General features: G+C 50.1%; 15 protein-coding genes and 1 tRNA gene. 7 read left to right on the plus strand and 9 right to left on the minus strand.

Annotated elements, in window-relative coordinates:
* On the minus strand, positions 1–460 hold a 460-nt coding region (locus IM638_01100; GenBank protein MCA6361610.1), incomplete at its 3' end, for a hypothetical protein.
* A gap of 163 nt (positions 461–623) precedes the next feature.
* The gene (locus tag IM638_01105; protein ID MCA6361611.1) at positions 624–2183 is read right to left on the minus strand and encodes a hypothetical protein; all 1560 of its coding nucleotides are present in this window, start codon (positions 2181–2183) and stop codon (positions 624–626) included.
* A gap of 107 nt (positions 2184–2290) precedes the next feature.
* Between IM638_01105 and IM638_01110 the strand changes: the two genes are divergently transcribed.
* Positions 2291–3883, plus strand: a complete 1593-nt coding sequence (locus IM638_01110; GenBank protein ID MCA6361612.1) for a glycosyltransferase family 39 protein — start codon at positions 2291–2293, stop codon at positions 3881–3883.
* Positions 3884–3929: 46 nt separating this feature from the next.
* On the opposite strand, the gene IM638_01115 is transcribed toward IM638_01110, so the two are convergent.
* Positions 3930–5144 (minus strand): trypsin-like serine protease, encoded by a 1215-nt coding sequence (locus tag IM638_01115; GenBank protein ID MCA6361613.1) that lies wholly within the window; start codon positions 5142–5144, stop codon positions 3930–3932.
* A gap of 168 nt (positions 5145–5312) precedes the next feature.
* Between IM638_01115 and IM638_01120 the strand changes: the two genes are divergently transcribed.
* Positions 5313–6011 carry a metallophosphoesterase gene (locus IM638_01120; protein MCA6361614.1) on the plus strand — a complete coding sequence of 233 codons (699 nt, stop codon included), beginning with the start codon at positions 5313–5315 and terminating at the stop codon, positions 6009–6011.
* A gap of 30 nt (positions 6012–6041) precedes the next feature.
* Here IM638_01120 and IM638_01125 read toward each other — a convergent pair whose 3' ends face one another.
* The gene (locus IM638_01125; GenBank protein MCA6361615.1) at positions 6042–6404 is read right to left on the minus strand and encodes a YraN family protein; all 363 of its coding nucleotides are present in this window, start codon (positions 6402–6404) and stop codon (positions 6042–6044) included.
* 143 nt (positions 6405–6547) lie between these two features.
* Between IM638_01125 and IM638_01130 the strand changes: the two genes are divergently transcribed.
* Positions 6548–7147 carry a DUF4412 domain-containing protein gene (locus IM638_01130; protein MCA6361616.1) on the plus strand — a complete coding sequence of 200 codons (600 nt, stop codon included), beginning with the start codon at positions 6548–6550 and terminating at the stop codon, positions 7145–7147.
* Positions 7148–7154: 7 nt separating this feature from the next.
* Here IM638_01130 and IM638_01135 read toward each other — a convergent pair whose 3' ends face one another.
* Positions 7155–8018, minus strand: a complete 864-nt coding sequence (locus IM638_01135; protein ID MCA6361617.1) for a hypothetical protein — start codon at positions 8016–8018, stop codon at positions 7155–7157.
* A gap of 226 nt (positions 8019–8244) precedes the next feature.
* Between IM638_01135 and IM638_01140 the strand changes: the two genes are divergently transcribed.
* Positions 8245–19911 (plus strand): T9SS type A sorting domain-containing protein, encoded by an 11667-nt coding sequence (locus IM638_01140; protein MCA6361618.1) that lies wholly within the window; start codon positions 8245–8247, stop codon positions 19909–19911.
* Positions 19912–19982: 71 nt separating this feature from the next.
* Here IM638_01140 and IM638_01145 read toward each other — a convergent pair whose 3' ends face one another.
* A complete protein-coding gene (locus IM638_01145) occupies positions 19983–20603 on the minus strand; it encodes an HAD family phosphatase (protein MCA6361619.1) in 621 nt (206 codons plus the stop codon).
* 80 nt (positions 20604–20683) lie between these two features.
* Between IM638_01145 and IM638_01150 the strand changes: the two genes are divergently transcribed.
* Together IM638_01150 and IM638_01155 are read left to right on the plus strand one after the other, a co-directional pair.
* The gene (locus IM638_01150; protein MCA6361620.1) at positions 20684–21664 is read left to right on the plus strand and encodes a redoxin domain-containing protein; all 981 of its coding nucleotides are present in this window, start codon (positions 20684–20686) and stop codon (positions 21662–21664) included.
* Positions 21665–21678: 14 nt separating this feature from the next.
* Positions 21679–23004, plus strand: coding sequence for a SpoIIE family protein phosphatase (locus IM638_01155; protein ID MCA6361621.1), 1326 nt, complete (start codon positions 21679–21681; stop codon positions 23002–23004).
* Here IM638_01155 and IM638_01160 read toward each other — a convergent pair.
* Positions 23001–24269, minus strand: coding sequence for a metallophosphoesterase (locus tag IM638_01160; GenBank protein ID MCA6361622.1), 1269 nt, complete (start codon positions 24267–24269; stop codon positions 23001–23003). The genes IM638_01155 and IM638_01160 overlap by 4 nt on opposite strands.
* Before the next feature lie 155 nt (positions 24270–24424).
* On the opposite strand from IM638_01160, the gene IM638_01165 reads away from it, so the two are divergent.
* Positions 24425–24497 (plus strand) — tRNA-Ile (locus IM638_01165).
* A gap of 72 nt (positions 24498–24569) precedes the next feature.
* Here the strand turns inward: IM638_01165 and IM638_01170 are convergent.
* Together IM638_01170 and purN are read right to left on the minus strand one after the other, a co-directional pair.
* Entirely contained in the window at positions 24570–25691 is a 1122-nt protein-coding gene (locus tag IM638_01170) for a peptidylprolyl isomerase (protein ID MCA6361623.1), read from the minus strand.
* A 93-nt stretch (positions 25692–25784) separates the two neighbouring features.
* The gene (gene purN / locus IM638_01175; protein ID MCA6361624.1) at positions 25785–26354 is read right to left on the minus strand and encodes a phosphoribosylglycinamide formyltransferase; all 570 of its coding nucleotides are present in this window, start codon (positions 26352–26354) and stop codon (positions 25785–25787) included.
* Positions 26355–26358: the final 4 nt, after the last annotated feature.

A 26358-nucleotide genomic window follows, 5' to 3' on the forward strand; every position in this document is an offset into this window, starting at 1 on the left:
AGCTGCGTTTTGGTTTGTCGCTGCCGTATGAAGATTTTCCGTAAGGCTTATCGTCGTTGAATTTGCGGCGCGGCTTTTCATCATCGCTGCCGTAGCTGCGTTTTGGTTTGTCGCTGCCGTATGAAGATTTTCCGTAAGGCTTATCGTCGTTGAATTTGCGGCGCGGTTTTTCCTCGTCGCTGCTGTAGCTGCGTTTTGGTTTGTCGCTGCCGTATGAAGATTTTCCGTAAGGCTTATCGTCGTTGAATTTGCGGCGCGGTTTTTCCTCGTCGTTGCCGTAGCTGCGACGTGGTTTATCATCACCACCAAAGCCGGAAGATGACTTGCGGAAAGGCTTGTCGGACTTGCCGAAGCGATCGCCGCCGGTTGATTTTGAGGATTTCCCGTAGGGCTTTTTACCCCCGGCAAATGATTTTCCGGAACCACCGGATGACGGCTTTCTGCCGAACGATTTTTTCATGAGATGTGAAATCTGGCTGCAAAGATACGCATTTAGGCCGGGAAATGGCGTGTATCGGGGGCGTTTGAGAGAGTGGATGTCAATCTGTTAATGATCGCGTAAGCATCAATTTGTCCGTTTTGCCTGATTCTGGATGGATGTAACAGGAGGATCCGCTTACTCTTCAATGCCCGCTGCTGCCAGTATTTCGGTCAATTATCAGCACCTCTTCTCGCGAAATATTCGAATACGCAAGCCATTTATCAAGTCCCTGATTATTGCAGCGGGTGAAAAATTCGTCGAAACTATCGGGGCAGTAGCTGGAATAGCCGTTAATTGTTTTCATACCCAGCGACTGTGCCGCAAGCATGGCATCGAGGTGCGTAATGTACGCGGCTTGCGATGTGTCTGTAACGGCCAGTATTTTTTTGCTACTGCTGTTTTGTTTCACAATTGTGTTGCGGAGTATTTCACGCCGTGCTGTGAGGTCTTTTTTCTGTGTGCGTGGAATGGATGTGGCGATGAACAGATTATCGGCAAAAACAAGCAGGAAGAGTGGCAGCACAAGAGCCGGGCGCAGGTTGCGCAGAAAATAGCCAAGCGCAACAACAAGCAGAAACAGCTCAACATGCATAAAACGCACGGGTACACGAATGCTGTTCATGCCCGGGAGTTTAAAGATGGCGGCGTAAAGCGAAATACCGTTGCCCCAATGGATATGCAGCAGTGCAATAAGAAAAATACAAAGCAGCAGTGCTTTTATTTCCGGTTTCACCTGCACACGTTTATAGCGCGTATATGCAAGATGAATGGGGGCTGCAAGCAGTGTAACGAAAAGAATAATGCCCGGAAAAAGATAGTGCAGCCAGTATTCGCCAAGTCCGCGTTGCATGGGCGCCGAAAGGAAATTCCAGGGCACACTGCTTTCGTGTGGCAGCAGGTACGAGCACAATGCAGGAAGATTGGGCGCAACTTCGCGGTACAGACGCAGCCCTACAGTTTTGCTCATTTCGTGGTAAGGCAGCAGCAGCAAGCCAATCAGTACCAGAAATGCAAGCGATGCGATGCCGGTAAACAGCAGCTGCTCTTTGCGGAAATAGAATTTCAGATGGTCAAATTTCTTTGCCATAAAAGCATACACAGCAATAAAAAGCAGACTGAAATAAAGCAGGTAAATTCCAGTGTACATGACAAGATACAATTGTGCGGCAATGGCAAAAAGATACAGCAGCAGATACTTGCGTGAGGGCGTACTGACCATGCGGAATGCGGCGTAAAAAGCAACCGGAACCATAAAGCGCACAATCATTTGCATGTAATTCAATTGTCCGATATTGAATATGCTGAAGGCAAATAACCACGCCAGCACTGCCGCCAGCAATACCGGTTGATTCCATTTCCGCAGCACGAGGTAGCAAATCCAGAAATTGAGCGTACAAACGGTAAGCCACCATAGCTGGTAAGCGGTTTCAATATCGAAGCCTGCAAAACGCCAAACCGAGTAAAGAGGCAAGGAGCCAAGCATATTGTCGGAAAGGGCAATTGAATTTTGAAACGGGTACATAAAGCCGGCGTTCCAGAACGATGTTTCCTTGCCACTGATCCATTGATGACCATGCTCGAGCAGGAAATTGATAAAGCGCGAATCGCCGAGATCGCCCGGAATGTACTCTAGTCCGAAGCCGAGTATGCGAAGGCAGAAATAAATCAGTCCGCTCAAAAACACCAGCGCAGGAAAACCCATTTCGTAAATGATCCGGAGTCGGTGAGATTGATTATTTTGCGCGTTCATTGATAAACCCAAAGAAACGAATATAAGTTGATCCGGCCAATCGGATCCTGGCTGAATCTATGTGGAAAAAACTGAAATCTGAAGTTCACGGCAGCGATGTGTTATTATTGTTGCTTTGGCTGCTGGCCCTGCTCCTTGTATCTCCGTTTGGTGAGTATCCGGTAAACGACGACTGGTCATATGCGAAAAACGTATATAACCTGACACAGCAAAACAAGTTTGTAGTTGACACATGGCCTGCCATGAATCTGGTTTCGCAAACCCTCTATGCTTCTGGCGTGGTGAGCGTATTCGGATTTTCTTTTGTTACGTTGCGTATGTCTGTGCTGGTGCTTGTTGTTATTGCTTCGTTAACACTTAAGCGCACAATTGAAGATGTATCGGGATGCAATAAGTGGTTTGCGCTGTTTGCGGTGGTCGTATTTTTCTTCAATCCGATGATGCTTGAGCTTTCATTCACCTACATGACCGACATGTTCTTTGTGTCGATGGTGATTTTTGCAATTCGTTTTCTGGTGCTTTATCTGCAACACCCAAAGCTGGTGTGGTATGTGTTGTTTGCGTTTTTTTGCGTGGTGGCCGTACTCAACCGGCAGCATGGTTTGTTTGTATCGTTGCTTTCGGCGAGTTTGTTTACAATAAATATGAAGTGGTGGAAAAAGCTGTTTCTCATTTTCCTTCCGCCTGTACTTGTATGGCTTGCCCATGATAAATACAGGCATTTTCTTACCGCCAATCATGTTCCGCATGGTATTAAGTATTCCGGCGATTTGCTCAATTACCTTAGCACAGCTCCCACAAGAAATCACTTCATTCATGCGGGCGATAGTTTAATTGTGCTTGGATTGCTTATGTTGCCGCTATTGCTGGTGTTGATTTTTTCAGGTGTACGGCCAAAGCTCAGGCATATATTATATAGTGTACCGGTTTTGCTTCTCATGGGTTATTTTATTTCGTGGGGATGGGATATTTATCCCTGCGGGAACATCAATCTTGTACTGGAGTGCGGCCCGCAAGTAGTAAAGACAGGGGAGATGCATCGTGCCGGAGGTTGGCTGGAAACCGTGCGCCTCATTCAGCTTGTGCTGGGCACTATTTCGGTGTTTCTGGCGGGGGTGTACGTCTTGTTCCGTAAAAGTGCATGTGCTTCGGCTGGTCGTTTTCTTCCGCTGGCATTGCTTGCCGTAGCGCTTACTTTTTACTTTTTTGTTGCTGTAAGTGATGCCTATTTTGACCGCTATTCTATTCCTTTAGCATTAATGCTGCTTCTGTTGCTCATTCCGCAGGAGCAATTCGTTTTTACTCGTAAGTCGGTTATCGTGGCGTTGCTTTCCGGCGTTTTTCTCTTCAGTATTTCGGTAATCGAAGTGCGTGACTATTTCGAATGGCAAAACACGAGATGGCGGGCATTAACGGCATTGCATGCTCAAGGAGTGACCGCCGCCGAAATTGATGGTGGATTTGAATACAACGGCTGGTATAAACCTATTGAGGGCTGGCCGGAAGGTGAAAAAAGCTGGTGGTGGGTAAAGGATGACGTATATATTGTAAGTTCACAGCGTTTCCCGAATTACGAGGTTAAAAAAACGTATGCCGTGCAACGCATATTACCCGTAAAGCACGATACGATTTTTGTATTACGGAGGAAATAATAGCACTTAAGTTTCTTAAAAATATAGTTAAGCTGGCATCGCTCCCTTAGTTCGCAATTATCAGCGAGCCTGTGGCAATTACTTTTTCACCCTGAGTAATCTGCATAAAATAAAGTCCATCCGCTAATCCGTCTCGTGTAAACAAAATCTCCTGTCCCGAAATATGCGGTATGTATTTTACTTTTTCCCCCTGCGCATTAAAGAGAAACAGGTTTGCATCACTGACTGCCGCTCCTAATCGTATTGTTGCAGAGGCGTTCAAGGGATTAGGATATACAATTACTTTGTTTTCTTCCGGCGGCGATTCCGGTAGCCCCGTTGCATAGTTATCAATTATATTTTTGAGTTGATAGAACACATGCTGACTGATCTTATAATGCCTGTAATGGGTACTGAAAATAAATACTCCAAACGAATAGTAATCTGTGTTGTCTGTGAAAAAAAGCGAACTGCCGCTCTGGCCCGGAATACCTTGTACCTGCGGCCCTGTTACACCTAAATTATCGGGTAGCAGATTGTTAATGTAGCCGTAGTTGTAATAAAGCGTATCGCCGTTATACACTTTTGTACTGTCGAACGGACTTACAACGCCGGGATAGCTTAATTTATGAAATACGCGTCCGTTAAAATAGCTTGTGTCGTTGTTGAATGCCATTCCGACCCAGCCGGTTTGCAGGCCGATTGGCTGTTTCAGTTGCAGCAGCGCAATATCATCCCATCCTGTATTTTCATAAAATGTTTTAAATAAATAGACCTTTTCAACAGCAGAAACAGGCATTGAGGGCTGAACGGTTCCGTTGTGAAAGGCCGGTGCAACCAGCATACTGTCGTAATCCCAGCTCTGACCGACAATGTTATAGGCACAATGCCCGGCGGTAAGTACAAAATCCTTGCTCACCATTATTCCAGAGCAACAGCCGGCCAGTACGCCGTTGTTGTAATAAAACAGACGTGTAGCGGTTCGTGCTGGATAATCGGTAGCATTGAAAAACAAATTGACGGGGGCTATATCGCTGAAATTGGTATTGGCAAACAGGTTTGCAACGGGCGGAGTTAAGCTTAACGGAACCTGATTGCCAAGTGTACCTGCAGACGAAGATGTGTTATCTGATGTGGTATTCGGATTGAATGCCACGGGAAGTATGGTGTCAATATTTTGTGTGTAGATGCTGTAAACGATAATTGTATCGGGCTGGGCCTGTACTTTGTTGAACAGCAGTGTAAAAAACGAAAGGGTGAGAAGTACGCAAACTGGTTTCACAGTGCAGCTGATTTTATGGGTGTGGAGTAAAAATTTCTGTGCTGACAGCCTCTAACGTGCATTATCGTTTTTTATTGTGCAGGCGCAGAATACTAATGATTAGGAGTTGGTTTTTTTCGCAGTAAGTTATGGTTGAAGTGTATGCAAAAGTGGTATAATTGCGTTGTTATGAAAACGTACGTTCTTGGAGACATTCACGGCGCATATCGTGCCATGAAACAAGTGCTTGAGCGGGCCGGATTTGATTATGAAAATGACCGGCTGATTCAAATAGGCGATGTGGTGGATGGCTGGCCCGATGCGGTGGCGTGTGTGGAGGAGCTGATGAAGGTGAAAAACCTGATTGCGATTCGCGGTAACCACGATTGCTGGCTTTACGACTGGCTGAAAACCGGGCGGTATGATACTTACTGGCCTGAGTTTGGAGGCGATGTAACGACGCGCGATTATTTACGCAAGGAGAAAGAAGACGATAAACGACACCTGCGCTTTTTCGAAAACCAGCGCGATTATTTTGTGGATGAGTGCAATCGTTTGTTTGTACACGCGGGCTACAATCCCTCAGAGCCATTGGCCGTTCAGCCTTCGTGGATGTTTTATGGCAGCCGCGATTATTTCTCGATGATGCTGAAATGTTACCGTAATGAAACAGGTGCGCCGGCTGATCTGAACGGATTCAGCGAAGTATTTATCGGCCACACGCAAACGCCGAAGTATGCGGGGCATACTGATCCGCTAAATTTATATCACCTCTGGAATGTTGATCAGGGGTGTAAAGCCGGGAATAAGCTTACACTTCTCAATGTGAACACCAAAGAATATTTCCAGTCGGATCTGGTTTTTACGCTTTACCCGGAAATTGCCTGATCCGGTTCAGGTTGTGTGTGTAAGTGTTTTTTATTTCACCAGAGGCTGAAATGCATCGGCAATATGCGTAATGCGGGCATCGGTTCCGGTGCCGAGGATACCCACCACGTCAAAACGCACTTCAAGATCAAGCCGGTGCTGGTCGAGATAAAGAGCGGCGGCACGGATGAGTTTCTTTTGTTTGGCGAGACTTACGAAGGTTTCGGGTTCGCCCCAGAAGGCTGAAGTTCGGGTTTTTACCTCCACAATTACCAGAAATTCCTTGTAACGGGCCACTACGTCAATTTCCAGATGAAGAAACTGCCAGTTGGTGCAGATAACCTCATAGCCCTGCTGCTGCAGGTAAATGGCGGCGAGCATTTCTCCCCTGTTTCCCGTTTCCTTCGTGCTCATTTCACGAAGTTAACTTCCGGAATACCCGTTTTGCAAATTATTTGTGTGATGTAAACAGATAAAATTCACTGCCGCGTTTTCGTAAATTCGTTACCTCAACACATCCACCTGCCATGATCCGGAATTCTCTTTTCATGCTATGCATGCTTACCGCCGCCTTTGCCGCCGGGCAAAGTTTCGAAGGGGTAATCGAATTCAAAAAACAATCGCTTACCGATACAGTCAACTACATGTATTCGGTAAAAGGCAGTATGGTGCGTATCGACGAGATCAATCCGCGCACACACCGCATTGACGGCAGTTTTTTGCTGAATCTGAAAGAAGGCAGTATGCTTTACCTCAACCACGAGCGTAAAACCTGGGGCCGTAGAGAAAAAACCGGAAAGCCAACCGTTCCGTCGGGCCTTAGTGTAAGCAGCACAAAGGAAACCAAAGCGCTTTTCGGCTACAGGTGCAATCAGCACATTGTAAAAAATCCGGCCGACAATTCATCCATTCACTATTATGTGTCGCCGGGGCGGTTTACTTTTTTTGTGCCGATGCTTGAACTGCTCAACCGCCGGGAAGATTTTTCGACGCATTATCTGGCGTTGCCTGTAAAAGACGGATCCTTTCCGTTTCTGGCGGTGAAATATGATGCGGCGGGGAAAGAGGTGGGGCGGCTGGAAGTGACGCGTATTGAAAAGAAAACAGTTTCGCTTTCGGTGTTTGATGTGCCGGCAGCGTATAAGGAATTTAAGTAAATGCCTGTTAACTGCGGCGAAATGCCGCCCAGCCGGTAACCAGCAGCGACACACCCAACAGGGCAGCTGCCACTGAAAATACGCGGCTGCCGAATTTTGAGCGGGTTATTTCAGGACTTTCGTCAAGTGCCGTAAGCAGCAACAGCGGCTTGTTCTTTTCTTTCAACGCAGCAGCCAGTGTGTTTGCCCGGTTACCGGTTTCAATTTCAAAATATTGCTGTGAGGCAGGGCTGTAATTTCGAAAACGGTTTTCCCAATCTGCCGGTGAGCTGCCGCTGCGGCGCGCTTTGCGGTCGGCCTCGTTGCTTTGCGTGAGTGAAAGCGCCACTGAAAAGCGGCTGTAGCCCGGCACGGTGGCGGGCATTACAAATACCGCTTCGTCGTAAACGTAGGTGCGTATCTTATCGTCGGTTTCGGTACTGCCGTTGAGCGTATTTACTTCACGCAGCAGTAAATCGGGGCGGGTTGAATAATTGCTCAGGTGCAGGCAAAGTGTTTTGCCCTCCGCTTTGCTGCCGGTGTACTGCTCAATATTCACAATTACGGCATTGAGACTGGCGGCATATTGCAGGTAATAGTTTACTCCAATTACAGCTATTGACAAGCCAAAGCAAATCTGTGCAGCCAGTAATGCTGTTTTAATTTCCGGCTTGGAAGGGAGTTGGCCTGCAATGAAACGCGTGAGCCGGTAATTGAGCCATAAAAACAACATAACTACACTCACACTCAGTATTATGGCCGAGAGGTAATAGTGCTGCTGTACAAAAGCCAGCGAGCAGGAATAATAGAAAAAAAGAATGCTGGCCAGCGACAGCAGCAGGGCGGTTAATCCGGTTACGAGCAGGCGGGTGAGATGCAGGGCGAAATTCATGGCAGTGTTGATCGTTGCAAATATTACTCAGATTGTATGACGTGGCAAGTGAATTAAGCCCGCGAAATTTTGAAAATCAGACAAAAATCTAATCCCCGGCTAATCATTTAGACCGACAAATTACTCAAATGGACCTGCCAATTAAACAGGTTGCACTACATTTGCGCGATTATTACTGTCCGGCAAAACGCCCCCTTCGCCGTACCCCGAATCAAAACTTTTTAGGATGAAAAAATTCTTACTCCTGCTCTTGTTATGTGTGGCCGGATTTGCAACCCGTGTGAATGCGCAAACCGTAACAGTAACCTCTCCCAACGGCAGCGAAATATGGCCGGCCTGCGCTCAGCGTACCATTTCGTGGACTGCTACCGGCACATCGGGGTTTTACAATGTGGATTATTCTACAAACAACGGCGTAACATGGGCTTCAATAGCCACCTTTCTCAACGCCACCAGCTTAAACTGGACCGTACCCAACGTACAGTCAACCACCTGCCTGATCCGTGTGTATGACAGTTACAACAACACGGTGGTTGACCAGAGCAACGCCGTATTTACCATTAATGCGGCCGTTCGTGTAACTGCACCCAACGGTGGCGAAAGCTGGCAGGTGGGTAACCCCGCCACGCAGCAGATTACCTGGGTGGCCAGCGGAACCAGCTCGTTTGTAACCATTGAGTATTCCATTGATGCCGGTAACTCGTGGACCGTAATCAGCAATTCGGTTTCGGCCACCAGCGGCAGCTATACGTGGACAATTCCCAATACACCCAGTTCGCAGTGTCTGGTGCGTGTGCGCGATAACAATACGCCCTGCATGGCCGATGTGAGTGACAACCTCTTTACCATCGTGGCCCCCACGCCTCAAATTACCGTAACCAGCCCAAACACGGCTGTTACGTGGTACGTGGGTTATTCAAACACCATTCAATGGACAAGCCAGTATGTCACCAACCCGTTTGTCGCCATTGATTATTCAACTGACGGAGGAACAACATGGACGGTAATTACCACCTCCACCAACAACAGCGGCTCCTACAACTGGACCGTGCCCAACACCCCCAGCAGCCAGGCCCGTGTGCGTGTGAAGGATGCAGCGAACCCCTCAACCTTCGATATCAGCAACGTAAACTTTACCATTGCCGTGCCGGTGCCCACCATCAATATAAGCACACCCAACGGCGGTGAAACATGGAGCACCTGTCTCAGCTACAACATTAACTGGACCAACACATTTGTTACCGGCAACTACAACATTGAATACTCGCTCAACAACGGCGGAAGCTGGTCAACCATAGTAAACAACGTATCCGGGTCTGGCTATATCTGGCAGGTGCCCAATACCATTGCCACCAGTTCGCAGTGCCTGATCCGCGTATCATCGGCCAGCAACCCTTCGGTATTTGATGTGAGCAATGCCACCTTTACCATTAATCAGGTGCAGTATGTGGCCATTACATCGCCCAACGGCGGAGAAAGCTGGCAGATTGGAAACCCCGCCACCCGCGCCATTACCTGGGCATGGTCTGGCACCACGAACACGTTCCGCATTGAATATTCGACAGATAACGGGGCTACATGGAATATAATTATGTCGTCGGTAACGGTATCAAGCAGTCCGGCAAGCTTTACATGGACACTGCCCAACACGCCTGCCGCATTGTGTCTGGTGCGGGTGAGTGATGCCAACAACCTCTGCCGTTCAGACGTGAGCGACAATCCGTTTTCGCTGCTTGCACCTACGCCGGTAATTACCGTTACCAATCCAAACACAGCTACCACGTTCTTTGTGGGAAGTTCATACAGCATTACCTGGACCAGCCAGTATGTAACTAACCCGTTTGTGGGAATTGATTATTCGACCGACAACGGAACTACCTGGAGTGTAGTCACCTCCTCCACCAACAACAATGGTTCGTTTACCTGGACCGTACCCAACACACCCAGCACACAATGTCTGGTACGTGTGAAAGATGCAGCCAACCCCACCACCATTTTTGATGTAAGCAATGTGAATTTCACCATTGCCGTGCCGGTATCGGTAATTACTGTAACCTCGCCAAACGGAGGTGAAACCTGGAACAGTTGCTCCAATTACAATATCTCGTGGACATCAAGCAACGTAACCGGCAACTTCCGTTTGGAATATTCGGCCGATGGTGGTTCAACGTGGACATTGATTACCACTGTGTCAGCAAGCCCTTTCAGCTGGCAGGTACCCAACAATATTCCAACCAGCACGCAATGCCTTATCCGCGTATCGTCTGTAAGCAATCCAGCCATTACAGACATCAGCAACGCAAGTTTCACAATCAACCAGATCCAGTTTATTGCCATTACATCGCCCAATGGCGGTGAGGTTTGGCAGGTGGGGAACCCCGCTACACGCACCATTTCGTGGGCCTACAGCGGAACCACTACACTTTTTACACTCGATTACTCGACTGACAACGGGGTAACATGGAACAGTATTACCACTGCCACGTTCTCCAGCAGCCCGGCCAACTATACCTGGACGATCCCCAACGCACCCAGTACACAGTGTCTGGTGCGGGTGCGCGATGCCAACAACACCTGCCGCGCCGATCAGAGCGATGCAATCTTCACCATTCAGCCGCCTACGCCTACTATTACGGTTACCTCGCCCAACACGGCCGTAACATGGTTTATCGGGCAGAATTACTCCATAAGCTGGAGCAGTCAGTTTGTAACAGATCCGTTTGTAGCCATCGATTATTCAATCGACAGCGGGGCAACGTGGATAAATATTATTTCGGCGGTGAATATTGGTGCAGGTTCTTATTCGTGGACTGTACCCAACACACCCAGCACGGCAGCTTATGTACGGGTAAGAAGCACTGCTAACCCGACTACTATTTTTGATGTTAGTAATATCGACTTCACGATTGCCACACCGGTTCCCTCAATTACACTTCTTTCACCAAACGGTGGCGAGTCGTGGAACAGTTGTGTCAATTACAGTATAAGCTGGACCAGTCAGTTTGTAACGGGTAATTTCCGTCTCGAATATTCGGACGATAACGGTTCTTCGTGGAACACGATTACTACAGTATCATCGGGCCCGTTTAGCTGGCAGGTACCTAACAATATTCCTACCAGCACGCAGTGTCTTATTCGTGTTGTATCGGTAAACAACCCTGCTGTGCTGGATGCCAGCAATGCAGTATTTACCATTAACCAGATTCCCTATATAGCACTCAACTCACCCAATGGCGGCGAAGTGTGGCAGGTGGGCAATCCCAACTCACAGGTTATTACCTGGGCTTACAGCGGAACAACTACGCTGTTTACAATTGACTATTCAACAGATAACGGTGTTACGTGGAGTACAATCATTACCACCAACTTCAATACAAGTCCGGCCAGCTACACCTGGACTATTCCAAACACACCAAGCACACAGTGTCTGGTGCGTGTGCGCGATGCCAACGCCACCTGCCGTGCCGATCAGAGCAACAACGTATTTACCATACAGGCTCCCACGCCAACCATTACGGTTACATCGCCCAATACGGCGGTAACTTGGTATGTGGGGCAAACCTATTCTATTTCATGGAGCAGCCAGTTTGTAACCGATCCGTTTGTGTCGGTTGAGTATTCGACAGACAATGGCTCTACATGGGCCACCATTGTATCAAGTGTAAATACTTCTACAGGCAGCTGGAGCTGGACTGTGCCCAACACGCCCAGCACCACTGCGCTTGTACGTGTGCGAAGCACAATCAATCCGACAACCATTTTTGATGTAAGCAACGTTACATTTACCATAGCGCCGCCAATATCTACCATTACACTCACCTCGCCAAACGGTGGCGAAAACTGGAATACTTGTGTGAACTATGGTATTTCATGGACAAGCCAGTTTGTAACAGGTAACTTCCGCATCGACTATTCTACCGATAACGGGTTGACATGGACAACCATAGTAACCGTAACAGGCAGCCCCTACACGTGGCAGCCACCCGGAACAATAGCTACCAGTTCGCAATGCCTTGTTCGTGTGGTATCGGTTAGCAATCCGGCTGTGCTTGATGTAAGCAATGCGGTGTTTACGATTAACCAGGTACCTTATGTGGCCATCACGTCGCCTAACGGTGGCGAAAACTGGCAGGTGGGTAACCCCAACACGCAAACCATTACCTGGGCCTACAGCGGCACTACTACGTTGTTTACCATTGACTATTCAACGGATAATGGTGTAACATGGTCAAGCATCATCACCACAACCTTCTCGTCGAGCCCGGCCAGCTACACCTGGACCATTCCTAACACACCCAGCACACAATGTCTGGTGCGTGTGCGCGATGCCAATGCCACCTGCCGCGGCGACCAGAGCAATGCGGTATTTACCATACAACCGCCTACGCCTACCATTACGGTTACATCGCCAAACACTGCGGTAACGTGGTTTATCGGCCAGTCTTATTCCATCAACTGGTCATCGCTTTATGTAACCGATCCGTTTGTGTCAATTGATTATTCAACTGACAACGGCTCAACCTGGACAACACTTTTATCAAGCATTAATACCTCTACAGGAAGCTGGAGCTGGACCATTCCGAATACTCCAAGCACAACAGCACTTGTACGTGTAAAAAGCACTCTCAATCCGGCAACCATTTTTGATATAAGCAATGTAAACTTTACCATTGCTACGCCTGTGCCGGCCATTACACTTACAAGCCCTAACGGAGGTGAATTATGGAACAGTTGTGTGGCGTATAGTATTTCGTGGAGCAGCCAGTTTGTAACGGGTAATTTCAGGCTTGAGTATTCTGCCGATAACGGTGCCACCTGGACAACCATAACCACGGTTACGGCAAGTCCGTTTAGCTGGACAGTGCCCAACAACATTCCCACCAGTTCGCAATGTCTTGTACGTGTGGTATCGGTAAACAACCCCACGGTGCTGGATGCCAGCAACAATGTATTTACCATAAATCAGGTACCCTACATAGCCATTACTTCGCCCAACGGCGGCGAAATATGGCAGGTGGGCAGTCCGGCCACACGCACTATTTCGTGGGCTTACAGCGGTACTACAACGTTGTTTAATATAGAATATTCAACAGACAACGGCGCTTCGTGGACAAGCATTACTACTGCCAATTTCTCGACGAGCCCGGCCAACTTCACCTGGACAGTGCCCAACACACCCAGCGCGCAATGTCTGGTGCGTGTGCGCGATGCCAACGCCACCTGCCGCAGCGATGTGAGTGATGCGGTATTTACCATTCAGGCACCGGCGCCGGTAATTACGGTTACTTCGCCAAATACGAGTGTGCTTTGGGGTGTGGGCGGTGTATATGCCATTAACTGGACAAGCCAGTTTGTAACCTCGCCGTTTGTAGCCATTGACTATTCAACCGATGGCGGGGCTACTTGGACAAACATTGTATCGGCCGTAAACACTACTGCCGGCACATACAACTGGACTGTGCCCAACACCCTGAGCAACCAGTGCCGTGTACGTGTGCGTGATAACACAAGCCCTGCAGTAAACGATATCAGCAACGTAAACTTCAGTATTGTACCTGCCATTACGGTTACCTCGCCAAACGGCGGTGAGAACTGGGGCGGATGTACGGTGTCGAGTGTAACGTGGACAGCCTACGGTACATCGGGCAGTTTCCGTATTGAGTATTCGCTTGATAACGGACAGAACTGGGTAACCGTAATTTCTTCGTTTGCTGCAAGCGGACCCAACTGCACCTATTCCTGGACCATTCCGCACGTAAACTCGGCAATTTGTCTGGTGCGTGTGAGTGATGCTGCTGTGCCTACCAAAATGGACATCAGCAACAACGTGTTTACCATGTTCCCGGCCATCATTGTTACCAACCCGTCGAACAACGTGGCGGTATTTGCCGGACAAACACTGAACATTGCATGGACATCAAACGGTGTTTCCAACTTCTACAATATTGATTACTCGATAAACGGCGGTTCAAGCTGGATTTCGATTGTGTTCAATACACTCATTACCACCAACACCTTTGCATGGACAGTGCCCGCCACACTTTCTACCAACTGTCTGGTACGCGTAACCGACAACCAGAATACCTGTAAGCAAGATATCAGCGACGGTACATTCGCCATTTCTTCGTCAACCGCCAACGTGGTAATTACAGCGCCCAACGGCGGCGAGAACTGGGTGGCGTGCAGCCAGCAAACCATACAGTGGAGTGCACAGGGCACATCAGGAGTATATAATATCGAGTATTCGGTAAACGGTGGCAGTTCGTGGCTGCCGGTAGCCACCAGCTTCTCCTCGCCCGGTCCCAACTGCTCGTTTACCTGGACAGTGCCCAACAACTTATCCAGCAACTGCCTGATACGCGTGACTGATGCGGCAAACAACACCCGCACCGACCAGAGCAACGCCATATTTACAATTTCGGCCTTTGCTGTTTCGGCCACGGCTTCGTCGGCATCGGTTTGTGCCGGTGCTTCCACCACGCTTACAGCCACGGGAGCGGCCAGCTATACCTGGCAGCCGGGCAACCTGAGCGGCAACACTATTTCGGTTACACCCGGCGGTACCACAACTTATACGGTAACGGGCACATCGGGCGCATGTTCGGCGGTGGCTACGGTAACGGTAACGGTGTTGCCTTTGCCCACGGTAACGGCTTCGGCTTCATCCACCACCATTTGCCAGTCGGGCTCGGTTACGCTTAATGCTACGGGCGCCACCAGCTACCTCTGGTCGCCGGGCGGAAGTCTGAACATTTCAAACATTCAGTCGCCCACGGCATCGCCCACAGCTACTACTACTTATACCGTAACCGGTACCAACAGCAATGGTTGCTCTAACACCGGCACAGTAACCGTAACAGTAATTGCCGCAGGATCAGTATCGCTTACGGCATCGCAAAACAACATTTGCCCGGGCACCAACGTAACGCTTACCGCATCGGGCGCAAGTACCTACAACTGGCAGCCGGGCAATACATCGGGAGCTACACTCAGCGTGGCGCCTACGGCTACTACCACCTACACGGTAACCGGCACATCGGGTTCGTGCTCAAGCTCATCAACCATTACCATCACAGTAACCACTCCGCCGGCGGTGAGCGTTTCTGCATCAGCAGCAAACATTTGCTCGGGCAACAGCACTACGCTAACGGCCAGCGGCGCAGCCACCTATGCGTGGACACCCGGCAACCTCACCGGCGCATCAGTGAGTGTGAGTCCTGCTGTAACAACTACCTACACCGTAATCGGTTCAAACGGAAGCTGCAACGATACTGATTTTGTAACCATCACTGTTGCTCCCTCGCCGGCTGTTTCGCTTAGCGGCAACACCACAGTTTGCGCGGGCAGCAGTACTACACTCACTGCTACGGGAGCTACCTCGTATCTCTGGCAGCCGGGCAACCTCAGTGGCAGCAGTGTAACGGTAACACCGTTGGCCACCACTACCTACACCATTACCGGCACTACCGGAAGCTGCACAGCTACGCAAACAATTACAGTAACAGTTAATCCGCTGCCCGCAGTGGCCGCATCGGCATCGCAAACCATTTGCACGGGTGCTACCACTACTGTTTCGGCCACAGGCGCAGTAACCTACAACTGGATGCCCGGCAACCTCAGCGGCGCATCAGTTGCTGTTACACCGGCATCAACTACTACCTATACGGTTACCGGTACCGGCAGCAATGGTTGCACCGCCACATCAACCACCACAATTACCGTTATCAATCCGCCCACCGTTACAGTGAGTGGTAATACTACACTTTGCGCCGGCAGCACCACTACGCTTACGGCCAACGGCGCGGTAACCTATACCTGGCAGCCGGGCAACTTAACCGGAGCCAGTGTAACAGTTACACCTTCATCAACCACTACCTACACCATAACCGGCACCACCGGAAGCTGCAGCGCCACGCAAACAGTAACCGTAACCGTGAATGCGGCGCCTGTAGTTGCGGCTACTGCTTCGCAAACGGTGGCCTGCACGGGTTCGCCGGTAACGTTAACCGCTACCGGCGCGGCTACCTACACGTGGCAGCCCGGCAACCTGAGCGGCAGCAGTGTAAGTGTATCACCGGTTTCGGCTACTACTTATACTGTAACCGGTACAGCGGCCAGCGGCTGTGCGGCTACGGCTACTGTGGCGCTCAGTGTACAAACTACGCCTACCGTTTCGGTAACGGGCAATAGTGTAATCTGCAGCGGTGGATCAACCACATTAACGGCTACCGGTGCGGCAAGTTATGTGTGGCAGCCGGGCAACTTCCCCGGAAGTTCGGTAACTGTATCGCCTGCATCGGCCACTACTTACACGGTAACCGGCAGTAACGGCATCTGTACATCCACACAAACCTTTGCCGTAACCATTGCGCCCACACCCACGGTAACAGCCACCGCGTCACAAAGTACGGTGTGCAGCGGCAGTCCTGTAACACTTACGGCTAACGGCGCTGCTTCATATACCTGGATGCCCGGCAACTTAACCGGCGCTTCGGTTAGTGTAACACCTGCAACCACTACAACATACACAGTAACTGGCGTAAACGGCAGCTGCTCGTCCACAGCTACGGTAGCTGTAACCGTGTCGCCTGCTTCGCCGGTAACGGTGAGCGGAGCAACCTCTGTTTGCGCCGGCAGCAGCACCACGCTCACCGCATCGGGTGCGGCAAGTTATGTGTGGATGCCGGGTAACCTTACCACTGCATCGGTTACACTTACACCTTCATCAACCACTACCTACACGGTTACCGGCACTTCGGTGAACGGATGTACAGCCACACAAACCGTGCTTGTAACCGTGCAGCCGATTCCGGTAGTTACGGCTACGGGGCCTGCGTCGGTGTGTGCGGGTTCGCCGGTTACGTTTACGGCTTCGGGTGCAACTTCATACACCTGGCAGCCCGGCAACTTCCCCGGAAATACATTAACTGTAACACCACTTTCAAACAGCACCTACACCGTTACCGGTGTGAGCGCCGGATGCAGCAACACAGCCACAGTGGCTGTAACAGTTGCACCCACGCCCACAGTTACAGCCACCGCTTCGTCGTCGTCAGTTTGTCCGGGCGGAACAGTAACACTTACTGCATCGGGTGCAAGTTCATACATCTGGATGCCGGGCAACCTCAGCGGAAGCAGTGTGGTGGTTACGCCTTCAGTTACTACCACATATACGGTAACGGGTGTTGACGGAAGCTGCCAAACTTCTGCAACGGTTAGCATAACGGTAAATCCGGTAGCGCCTGTAACAGTTAGCGGCTCATCAAGCGTGTGTGCCGGAAGCGCGGTTACACTCACAGCAACCGGTGCAGCAAGCTATACGTGGCAACCGGGTAATTTAACCGGCAGCAGCATTTCAACCATTCCTTCAACCAACACCACATACACTGTAACCGGACTCACCGCAGCGGGTTGTACTACCACAGGCACATTTGCGGTAACGGTATTGAGCGTTCCCGCAGTAACAGTAGCCGGACCGGCCTCTGTATGTTCGGGTAGTCCGGCCACACTTACGGCTTTGGGAGCAAGTTCATACACCTGGCAGCCGGGCAACTTTACCGGAAGCAGTGTAACAGTAGCACCGCTTGTTACTACCACCTACACAGTTGCAGGAACAAACGGCACATGCAGCGATACGTTATTGTATGTACTCACTGTTTCATCATCGCCGGTAGTTACGGCAGTGGCGGCACAATCGTCGGTATGTACGGGTGGTTCTACCACGCTTACAGCCAGCGGCGCCGCAGCTTATACCTGGATGCCGGGCAACCTGAGCGGAAGCAGCATTACGGTTACGCCTTCGGCCACCACTACTTACACGGTAACGGGTATAAATGGCAGCTGCAGCGCAACGGCTACAGTTACTGTTACCGTAAACTCATCGTTGCCGTTGTTTGCATCGGCTGCGCAGAGCAGTGTGTGCGCGGGAAGCAGCACCACGCTTACGGCCACAGGTGCCAGCTCATACACCTGGCAGCCGGGCAACCTGAGCGGCAGCAGCATTAATGTAACGCCGGCAGCAACAACTACTTATACCGTAACTGGCATAAGCGGTACCTGTTCGGGCACGCAAACGGTAACAGTAACAACCAATGCAGCGCCCAGCGTGGTGGTGCTTGGTGGCGGCAGTGTGTGTGCGGGCGGTTCGGCCACGCTTACGGCCAGCGGCGCGGCAAGTTATGTGTGGCAGCCGGGCAACCTGAGTGGCAGCAGCGTAACCGTTGCCCCCACGGTAAATACTACTTACACGGTAACAGGCACCGGCAGCAATGGTTGTACAAATACAGTTACTGTTTCGGTGAATGTGAATGCTGTGCCGGTAATTACAATTACGGGCGATGGTGTGATATGTGCTGGAAGCAGTTCGCAGCTTACTGCTTCGGGAGCAGCTAGCTATACGTGGATGCCCGGTAATTTGAGCGGGGCTTCAGTTTCTGTATCACCTGCAGTGAATACCACATACACGGTAACCGGTGTCGATTCGCTTGGCTGTTCGGCTACGGCGGTACAGTCTATTTTGGTAACACCATTGCCGGTAGTGCTGTTGAGCGGCAACACGCAGATCTGTTCGGGCGGAACTACGCAGCTGTTTGCTACAGGGGCTGCAAGTTATTTGTGGATGCCGGGCAACCTGAGTGACAGCAGCGTTACCGTGAATCCTGCAGCAACGACCACATACACGGTAACCGGCACTACGGGCAACTGTTCGTCCACCTCAACCATAACGGTAACGGTGAGTCCGTCGCCTGTAGTAACGGCTTCGGCGCTGCAAAGTGTTGTGTGTGCGGGCGGCTCAACTACGCTTAGTGCATCGGGGGCCTCGTCGTACATCTGGCAGCCGGGCAACCTGACGGGTGCTGTGGTGGCGGTATCGCCTCAGGCTACTACAACTTACACCGTAACCGGCATAAGCGGCAACTGCAGCAGTACGGCTACTGTGCTGGTGACAGTATTGCCTGCACCGGCGTTGTTTGTGCAGCCTCAACCGCTCAGCATTTGTCAGGGAACCACAGCCACACTGGTGGCAGGTGGTGCGGCAAATTACCTGTGGCAGCCGGGCAACGTAAGCAACGATTCGCTCGTTGTGGCACCCTCGGTAACCACTACATACACTGTAACTGCAACTGATGCAAACGGATGTACAGCCACTACTACAGCCACAGTAAACGTAGGCACTGCGCCGGTTGTAAGTGCATTTGCAAACAACACGGTTATTTGTGCCGGCGATGCGGTTACACTCAATGCCGTAGGTGCTGATGTGTACAGCTGGATTCCGGGCAACCTCGGCGGTTCGTCTGTTTCATCCACACCTGCATCAACCACAACCTATACGGTAACCGGCACCACCAGCAACGGCTGTTCATCAACCGACACCATTACCGTACAGGTGAACGCTTTGCCCGCGGTAAGTTTTGCCCTGAGTAGCGACACTGTGTGCAGCGGCGAGGCTCCGTTTGCCCTCGGCGGTGGTATTCCGGCCGGCGGCACATACAGCGGTCAGGGTGTGGTGGCCGGGCAGTTTGACCCCATGAATTCGGGCACCGGACTTATCCAGATCACCTATTCATATACTGATCCGGTAACCGGCTGTGCCAACACCGCTACTGATCTGATGTATGTGGATCCGTGTGCGGGTGTGAATGAAAGCACAGGTAATACCGTTTCGTTTACACTGTATCCGAACCCGGCCGATGACAGGGTAACGCTGGTGTACAGCATGTGGAGCGGGCCTGTATCGGTGATTATGTACAATTCACTCGGCCAGCAGGTGAGCAGTGTTCAGCTTACCGGCGTACAAACCGACATCAGTTTGCGCGATTTGCCGGTTGGTGTGTATCACCTCACACTGATTACATCCGAAGGAACCACCACACAGAAAGTAATTAAACAATAACATTGTTTTTTAACCTAACGAAAAGCGCCGGAACAACTCCGGCGCTTTTCGTTTTTTAGCAGGTAAAGAGTTTAATATACGCCCTGTTCGAGCAGCGTAAATACGGTTTGGCCGGGTTCAAGCCACACGGCTTTAATGCCGGTGCGGGCTGCACCGGTTACATGTTGTTTAGAATCATCGATAAATAATGTTTCTTCGGCTTTCAGCCCGTGGTCGTTCATTACTTTGCGGAAGAATTCTTCGTCGGGTTTTCGCATACCCATGCGGCAGGAGTAATACCATTGATCAAAGTAATTGCTGAAATCGGGGAACCCGAAGGTTTGCTGCAGGTAATCTGAGAATGCGCTAACATGAATTTCGTTGGTATTGCTGAGCAGGTAGAGTTTGTATTTTTTACGCAGGTTTTGCAGCAGTTCAAGACGTTCGGCAGGGAGGTTGAGCAGCATGGCATTCCATGCAGTGTCAATAGCATCATCGCTGGTATGCGGCGGCAGGTGTTTGCGGAGCTCGTTTCTGAATTGGGCCGGAGAAATATTGCCTTTGTCGAATTCGTCGAAAAACCCGGTTTGCCTGGCCTGAGTATAGAGTTCGTCGAAATTGTGCAGCCCCAATGCCCGGAAACTGCTTGCGGTAGCTTCAAAATCGAGGTTAAGCAGCACGCCGCCAAGGTCAAATATCAGATTACGAATCATAGGGCTGCTAAATTAATGCAAAACAAAATCAGTCGAAATTGGTTTCTTTGCATGGGAGAGATTATTCCTCAACACATTAAATGAACCGGCAGCCCTACTTTACGTGGATAAGTTTATTGCTTGCACCTGCTGCGTTAATGCTGGCGTTGGCGGGTGTGCCGGTTTATGTGTGTGCAATTCCGGCTTGTGCAGCGTATTTTATTACAGCCAAAGATTTTTCGCGTTTTACGGGCCCGTTGCAATCGTTTACCCTTATACTTTCGGCCATGGTGCTGGGTGTAGTGCTGGGCGAGAAGCGTATGCCGGGAATGGTATTGTTTAGTGCTTCCATGCTTTTTGCCGCGCTTGCCACTTACGGGCGCATGCTGTTTTTTAAGGTATTCAGGTATGTAAACAAGCTTTGGTTTGAGCCGTTGATGCTTGTGTTTTCACTGGCGTTATTTATGCCGGCAGCTTTGGAATCACAGCATGTTTATGTATGGATTTTTGCTGTTCCGGTGTGGTTGTTTGCACTGGTAATCATGCGGGGCATTCTTAAAGATGGTAAACAGCTGAAACCCGGACAGCCTAAAGCCTATCAGGTAGCGGTAAACAGTCAGGCGCCCGATTTTGAGTTGAGTGATGAAAACGGGAATAAAGTAAATCTTAGCGATTTTAAAGATAAAACGCATTTGCTGCTTGTGTTTGTGCGCGGCGACTGGTGTCCGGGATGTCACATTATGCTCAGGGCCTATCAGCGCGAGGCTGAGCGGCTGCGAAGAAAGAACATTCATGTTTTGTCGATAGGGCCTGACCCTACGGGAGTGAATAAAGAAATGGTGCAGCGCCTCGGGCTTAGCTTCCATGTGCTGGCCGATGAGGGGCAGCGCACAGCCATGAAATATGGTGTACAGCTTGAGGAATACGGAAATGAATTTGCGGAGAAATACGAAGAAGGCATTCCGTTGCCGGCCTCATTTCTTATTGATAAATCGGGTAAAGTATTGTATGTTTCACGTCCAGATAAAGTGGGGGAGTTTCTAAATCCGGAACTTATCTTTCCTATTATCGACAAACTATAACCGGTAACTATTGTATGTTGAGTTATCCTGAATTACTGGCACTGGTACTTGTTTTTTTTGTGGTTGTAGTGATTATACTTCTGCTGCGCATTGTAAGGCTACAGGCGAAGCAGGAGAAAAACGGCGAAGGGAATGATAATTTCAAAAGCATTGTAGAGCTGGCCAATGATTCAATACTGGTTATTGATATTGCCGACGGAAAAATTTTGCAATCGAATCCGGGTACTGAAAAACTGTTGGGTTATACGTGGAACGACCTGCACGACAAACGCTTCTTTGATCTTGTGGAGGCTCATAATGTGCAGCGAAGCTCAATGCTTGTAGCGGATGTGTGGGAGAAGAAAGGACTTATTTTCAGCGATCTTCCGCTCATTACCAAATCGGGCGAGGTGATTCCGGTTGAGTGCAGTGCGCGGGTAGCGCCGTTTGCAGGAAGGCCGGCTATTGTAATTTATGCGCGCGATATACGTGAACGTTTGCGTATGGAGCTTGAAATTCAGCATCAGGCCACCGAAATTGAGCAGAAGAACAGAGATATTACCGACAGTATTACTTACGCCCGCAAAATTCAGGAGTCGATTTTGCCTACAGATGAAGAGTTGGGCGAAGTACTGCCGGAACATTTCGTGTTCTATAAGCCCAAGGATATTGTGAGCGGCGATTTTTACTGGGCTACGCAGGTAATCACCACGCCTCCGGGTGGTGCCACACCGCATCAATTAAAAATTGTGGCTGCGGTTGATTGCACCGGGCATGGTGTGCCGGGCGCATTCATGAGTATTATCGGGCATACGCTGCTCAACCAAACACGCACGGCACCAGGCGTAAACAGTGTGGCTGAGGCGTTGGGCTACGTCAACAACGAGTTGCTGAATACACTCAAACAACGTTACCACGTGACTGCACTGCGCGATGGCATGGATATGTCGATGTGCGCTATTAATTTACAGGATAACTGGCTTGAGTTTGCCGGAGCCAATCATCCGTTGTATTTAATCCGCAACGGGCAGCTCACAATCATCAAAGGCGATAAGCAGCCCATTGGCCGCCACAGCGAGGAAGCCCGTCCGTTTACCTCACATCGCATAGCACTTGAGCCCGGCGACCGGTTTTACCTTTTTTCCGACGGCATTGCTGATCAGTTTGGCGGGCCCAAGGGCAAGAAATTCAAGTATAAAAGGCTGCAGGAAGTATTGCTTCAGCACGCACATCTGCCCATGGCAGCACAGGGCGAAGCAGTAGAAAAAGCCATTAGTGCGTGGATGAATACGCCGTTGCCCGGCGGTGGTTTACCGGAGCAAACGGATGATATGCTGGTGATCGGATTTCGGGTGGGTTAGGCTTTTTCCGGAGCCTTTCCGCGACGAAGCGTAAGCACAGCCACTTCGGGCCAAATGCCCACACGCCCGGGAAATGCGAGGAAGCCAAAACCACGGTTTACATACAGGTAGCGACGCGTTTCGTGATACAATCCGGCCCAGTGCGGGTAGCGGAATTGAACGGGACTGAATTTCACGCCGGGAATTTCAATACCAAACTGCATGCCGTGCGTATGTCCGGAAAGCGTGAGATGCACGGGCGTTTTGTGCTCACTCACTACATGGTCGAAATGCGAGGGATCGTGTGAAAGAAGGACTTTAAACGCATTTTCAGGCACCTGCTGTAAAGCCTTATCAAGATCGCCGCGCTGCCCGAAACCATGCCCCCAGTTTTCTACACCAAGCAGAAAAAGCTGCTGACCGTCTTTCTCAATTACAGTATGCTCATTGCGCATGAGTTTGAAGCCAATTTCGCCATGTATGGCATAAAGCCTTTGCATGTTGGCTTCTTTTGCCGTGGCGGACTCCCAGCCCACATAGTCGCCGTAATCATGATTGCCGAGGATGGAGAATTGTCCGTAAGGTGCGCGAAGTTTGCTGAAACTGTTTATCCATGGCTCCATTTCCGAGGACATGTTGTTTACAAGGTCGCCGGTAAACACGAATAAATCGCTTTTCTGAGCGTTGGCAAGTGCAATACCTTCTTCCACTGCCTTGCGGTCGCTTTCAGGGTCAAAGCTGCCCACGTGGATATCGGAAAGCTGGGTGATGGTAAATCCATCGAAAGCTTCGGGCAGATCAGGCAGCCAGATATCCTCGCGGCGCACGGTAAAGCGGAATTTACCACGGCTCATGCCATGCAGAATGCCCACAAAAGGAATAGCCGCTACACCAGCAGCAATAAGCCCGATGAACTTACGCCGGCTTTGTCCCACCTGCATGGGCGTTTCAGATACTGCATTGTTTATCAACGCATATCCGCCATGAAACAGGCGGTAAATATCTTCACCCAGCAGAAAAACACTGAAAATGAGTTTTGGTACAAAAAACAGCAGCCAGATACCCATAAACGTCATAAACGACCGCGGCATGGCTTGCCTCCCGCTGTCGCCAACCACAAAAAAGCCGAGTATAAACCAGGCAAACAGCCCGATATTTATAACCCAGTACGACCAATGAATTATTTTGCGTGTGCGTGCTTCGAGCCCGGCGGTGAGCGGGCGGATGCCTGTAAACACATACCAGTCAACCAGAAGCAGAATGGCCAGAAATATAAGAATGCCCATTATGGGCGGACCTGTTCGCATAAGAAGGAGTAAAATTACGTATTGGAACAGTCGTAAAGCCCCTCTGGTTTATTTTACCTGACGAAAGTTTTTCTTACCGAAGTGATTTCTGTTATTTTTGCAGCCCGCACTCTGGTAAACCACTTGTGTGCAACGGGCCATTAGCTCAGCGGTTAGAGCAGCGGACTCATAATCCGTTGGTCGTAGGTTCAAATCCTACATGGCCCACATACTGTGTAAAACTGAAACGGGAGCATTGTAAGGCAATGTTCCCGTTTTTTTTCATCTTCAGATTTGTACTTACTCAACCACCAACTTCCCCATACCCGTCAATCCCCGCTCATCACTCACCGCAAAAACATAAACACCTTTTTCAATCCCGCTCAAATCAACAGCGCATGTTTCAGTATTTACGTATTGGTGCATTATTTCGCGGCCTCGTATATCATAAACGGTAAGCACACTGCCGGGCTGTATGCCTTTAAATACAAATATCCCGTTACCCGGATTCGGGAACACCTGAACCGGGTTTAGTTGCGGCGACTCATCCAGTCCCACCGCCGAAACTGAAAAATCCCACACTACGGAATACGCACTGGTATCGCCGCCGTTGTTGCTGCGTACGCGCCAGTAGTATTTGTTTCCGGCGGTGAGTCCGGTAACGGTGTATTGGTTAATGCCCACATCAACCGAGCGGTAGGTGGTGGCGAAGGTTGAATCGGTTGATACTTCTACGTGGTAGATGATTCCGTCGCTTTGTGCGTCCCAGCGCAGCACACGGTTGGGCGAGGTGGAAAACGAATGGTTGGCGGGCAGATTGGGCACCGGAACCGTGGCCAGCGTATCGTTTGAGCCGGCGTAGGTGATGAACATTTCTATTTTCTGATACGGATTGTCGAGCGCATCGCGTGGCTCGGAAACAATAGTATCCACAATATCCATTCCCGAAACTACGCGCCCGTAAACTGAATATTGATTGTTAAGCCACGATGCGGCCGCCACACAAATAAAGAACTGTGAATTGGCGCTGTTAATGCCCGTGTCGCGTGCGGCAGAGAGGATGCCGCGCACATGGCGTGCGGCGGTAAATTCGGCATTCACGGTGGGCTGGCTCGGGTCGCCATAGCCCCAGGTAGAACGTGGCCCGCTGCGCGAATTCGGATCACCACCCTGTATCATAAAGCCGGGAATAACGCGGTGAAATGCGGTGCTGTCGTAAAATAGTGTACTTACCAGACTATCGAAATTGGCCGTGTGCAAGGGCGCAATAGCCGGGAATAATTCTACTGTAATCGTACCAAGATAGTTGCCCGAACGTTTGGTCACAATCTGGTACATGGGCTTGCCGGTAAATACGGTTTGTGCAAATATGGTGGTAGCCATACTGCCAAATAAAGCGGCGAGGAGCAGAATCTTTTTCATCTATCAAATATAAACAAAGCAAGGCAGCAAGCCGCTTCGAAGCGGTTAATGAATAACCTTCAGTTTATGATGAGTGAATAAAGACCTGCCAGCTTACAGTTGTGCTAGCACTTTTTCCACCACTTTCGGATAGTACTCGTGTTCGAGCTGAAGCACTCGGCTGGCAAGTGTTTCGGCGGTATCATCAGCAAACACGGGGCATGTAAATTGTGCAATGTGGCTGCCTTCGTCGAAATGTTCATTTACGAAATGAATGGTAATGCCGCTTTCCGTTTCGCCAGCTTCCACTACGGCACGATGCACATGCCTGCCGTACATGCCCTTGCCGCCAAATTTGGGCAGCAGCGCAGGATGAATGTTTATAATACGGCCTGCAAAATCTTTCACTAGCACTGGCGGCACTAACCAGAGGAAACCGGCCAGCACAATAAGATCAATGCCGCGTACTTTGAGTTCTTCCGAAACCGAGCGGTGATCGTAAAAAAGTTCACGATCCACAAGCAGAATCTCTACGCCGTTTTCGCGTGCGATATCAAGCACGCCGGCATTGGCATTGTTGCACACGAGCAGTGTAACCTGCGCATCAGGATGGAACTCGAAAAACTGCATCAGTGCACGGGCATTGGAGCCTGAGCCGGATGCAAACACGGCAATTCTTTTCACGGCT

It is taken from the genome of Bacteroidota bacterium (assembly GCA_020402865.1).
Lineage (GTDB): Bacteria > Bacteroidota > Bacteroidia > Palsa-965 > Palsa-965.

Excerpts from the sequence above, each read along its gene's own strand:
- IM638_01105 (MCA6361611.1), bottom strand. The coding sequence starts at position 2,183 with ATGGGTTTTCCTGCGCTGGTGTTTTTGAGCGGACTGATTTATTTCTGC.
- IM638_01110 (MCA6361612.1), top strand. The coding sequence starts at position 2,291 with ATGTGGAAAAAACTGAAATCTGAAGTTCACGGCAGCGATGTGTTATTA.
- IM638_01120 (MCA6361614.1), top strand. The coding sequence starts at position 5,313 with ATGAAAACGTACGTTCTTGGAGACATTCACGGCGCATATCGTGCCATG.
- IM638_01125 (MCA6361615.1), bottom strand. The coding sequence starts at position 6,404 with ATGAGCACGAAGGAAACGGGAAACAGGGGAGAAATGCTCGCCGCCATT.
- IM638_01130 (MCA6361616.1), top strand. The coding sequence starts at position 6,548 with ATGCTTACCGCCGCCTTTGCCGCCGGGCAAAGTTTCGAAGGGGTAATC.
- IM638_01135 (MCA6361617.1), bottom strand. The coding sequence starts at position 8,018 with ATGAATTTCGCCCTGCATCTCACCCGCCTGCTCGTAACCGGATTAACC.
- IM638_01140 (MCA6361618.1), top strand. The coding sequence starts at position 8,245 with ATGAAAAAATTCTTACTCCTGCTCTTGTTATGTGTGGCCGGATTTGCA.
- IM638_01145 (MCA6361619.1), bottom strand. The coding sequence starts at position 20,603 with ATGATTCGTAATCTGATATTTGACCTTGGCGGCGTGCTGCTTAACCTC.
- IM638_01150 (MCA6361620.1), top strand. The coding sequence starts at position 20,684 with ATGAACCGGCAGCCCTACTTTACGTGGATAAGTTTATTGCTTGCACCT.
- IM638_01155 (MCA6361621.1), top strand. The coding sequence starts at position 21,679 with ATGTTGAGTTATCCTGAATTACTGGCACTGGTACTTGTTTTTTTTGTG.
- IM638_01160 (MCA6361622.1), bottom strand. The coding sequence starts at position 24,269 with ATGGGCATTCTTATATTTCTGGCCATTCTGCTTCTGGTTGACTGGTAT.
- IM638_01170 (MCA6361623.1), bottom strand. The coding sequence starts at position 25,691 with ATGAAAAAGATTCTGCTCCTCGCCGCTTTATTTGGCAGTATGGCTACC.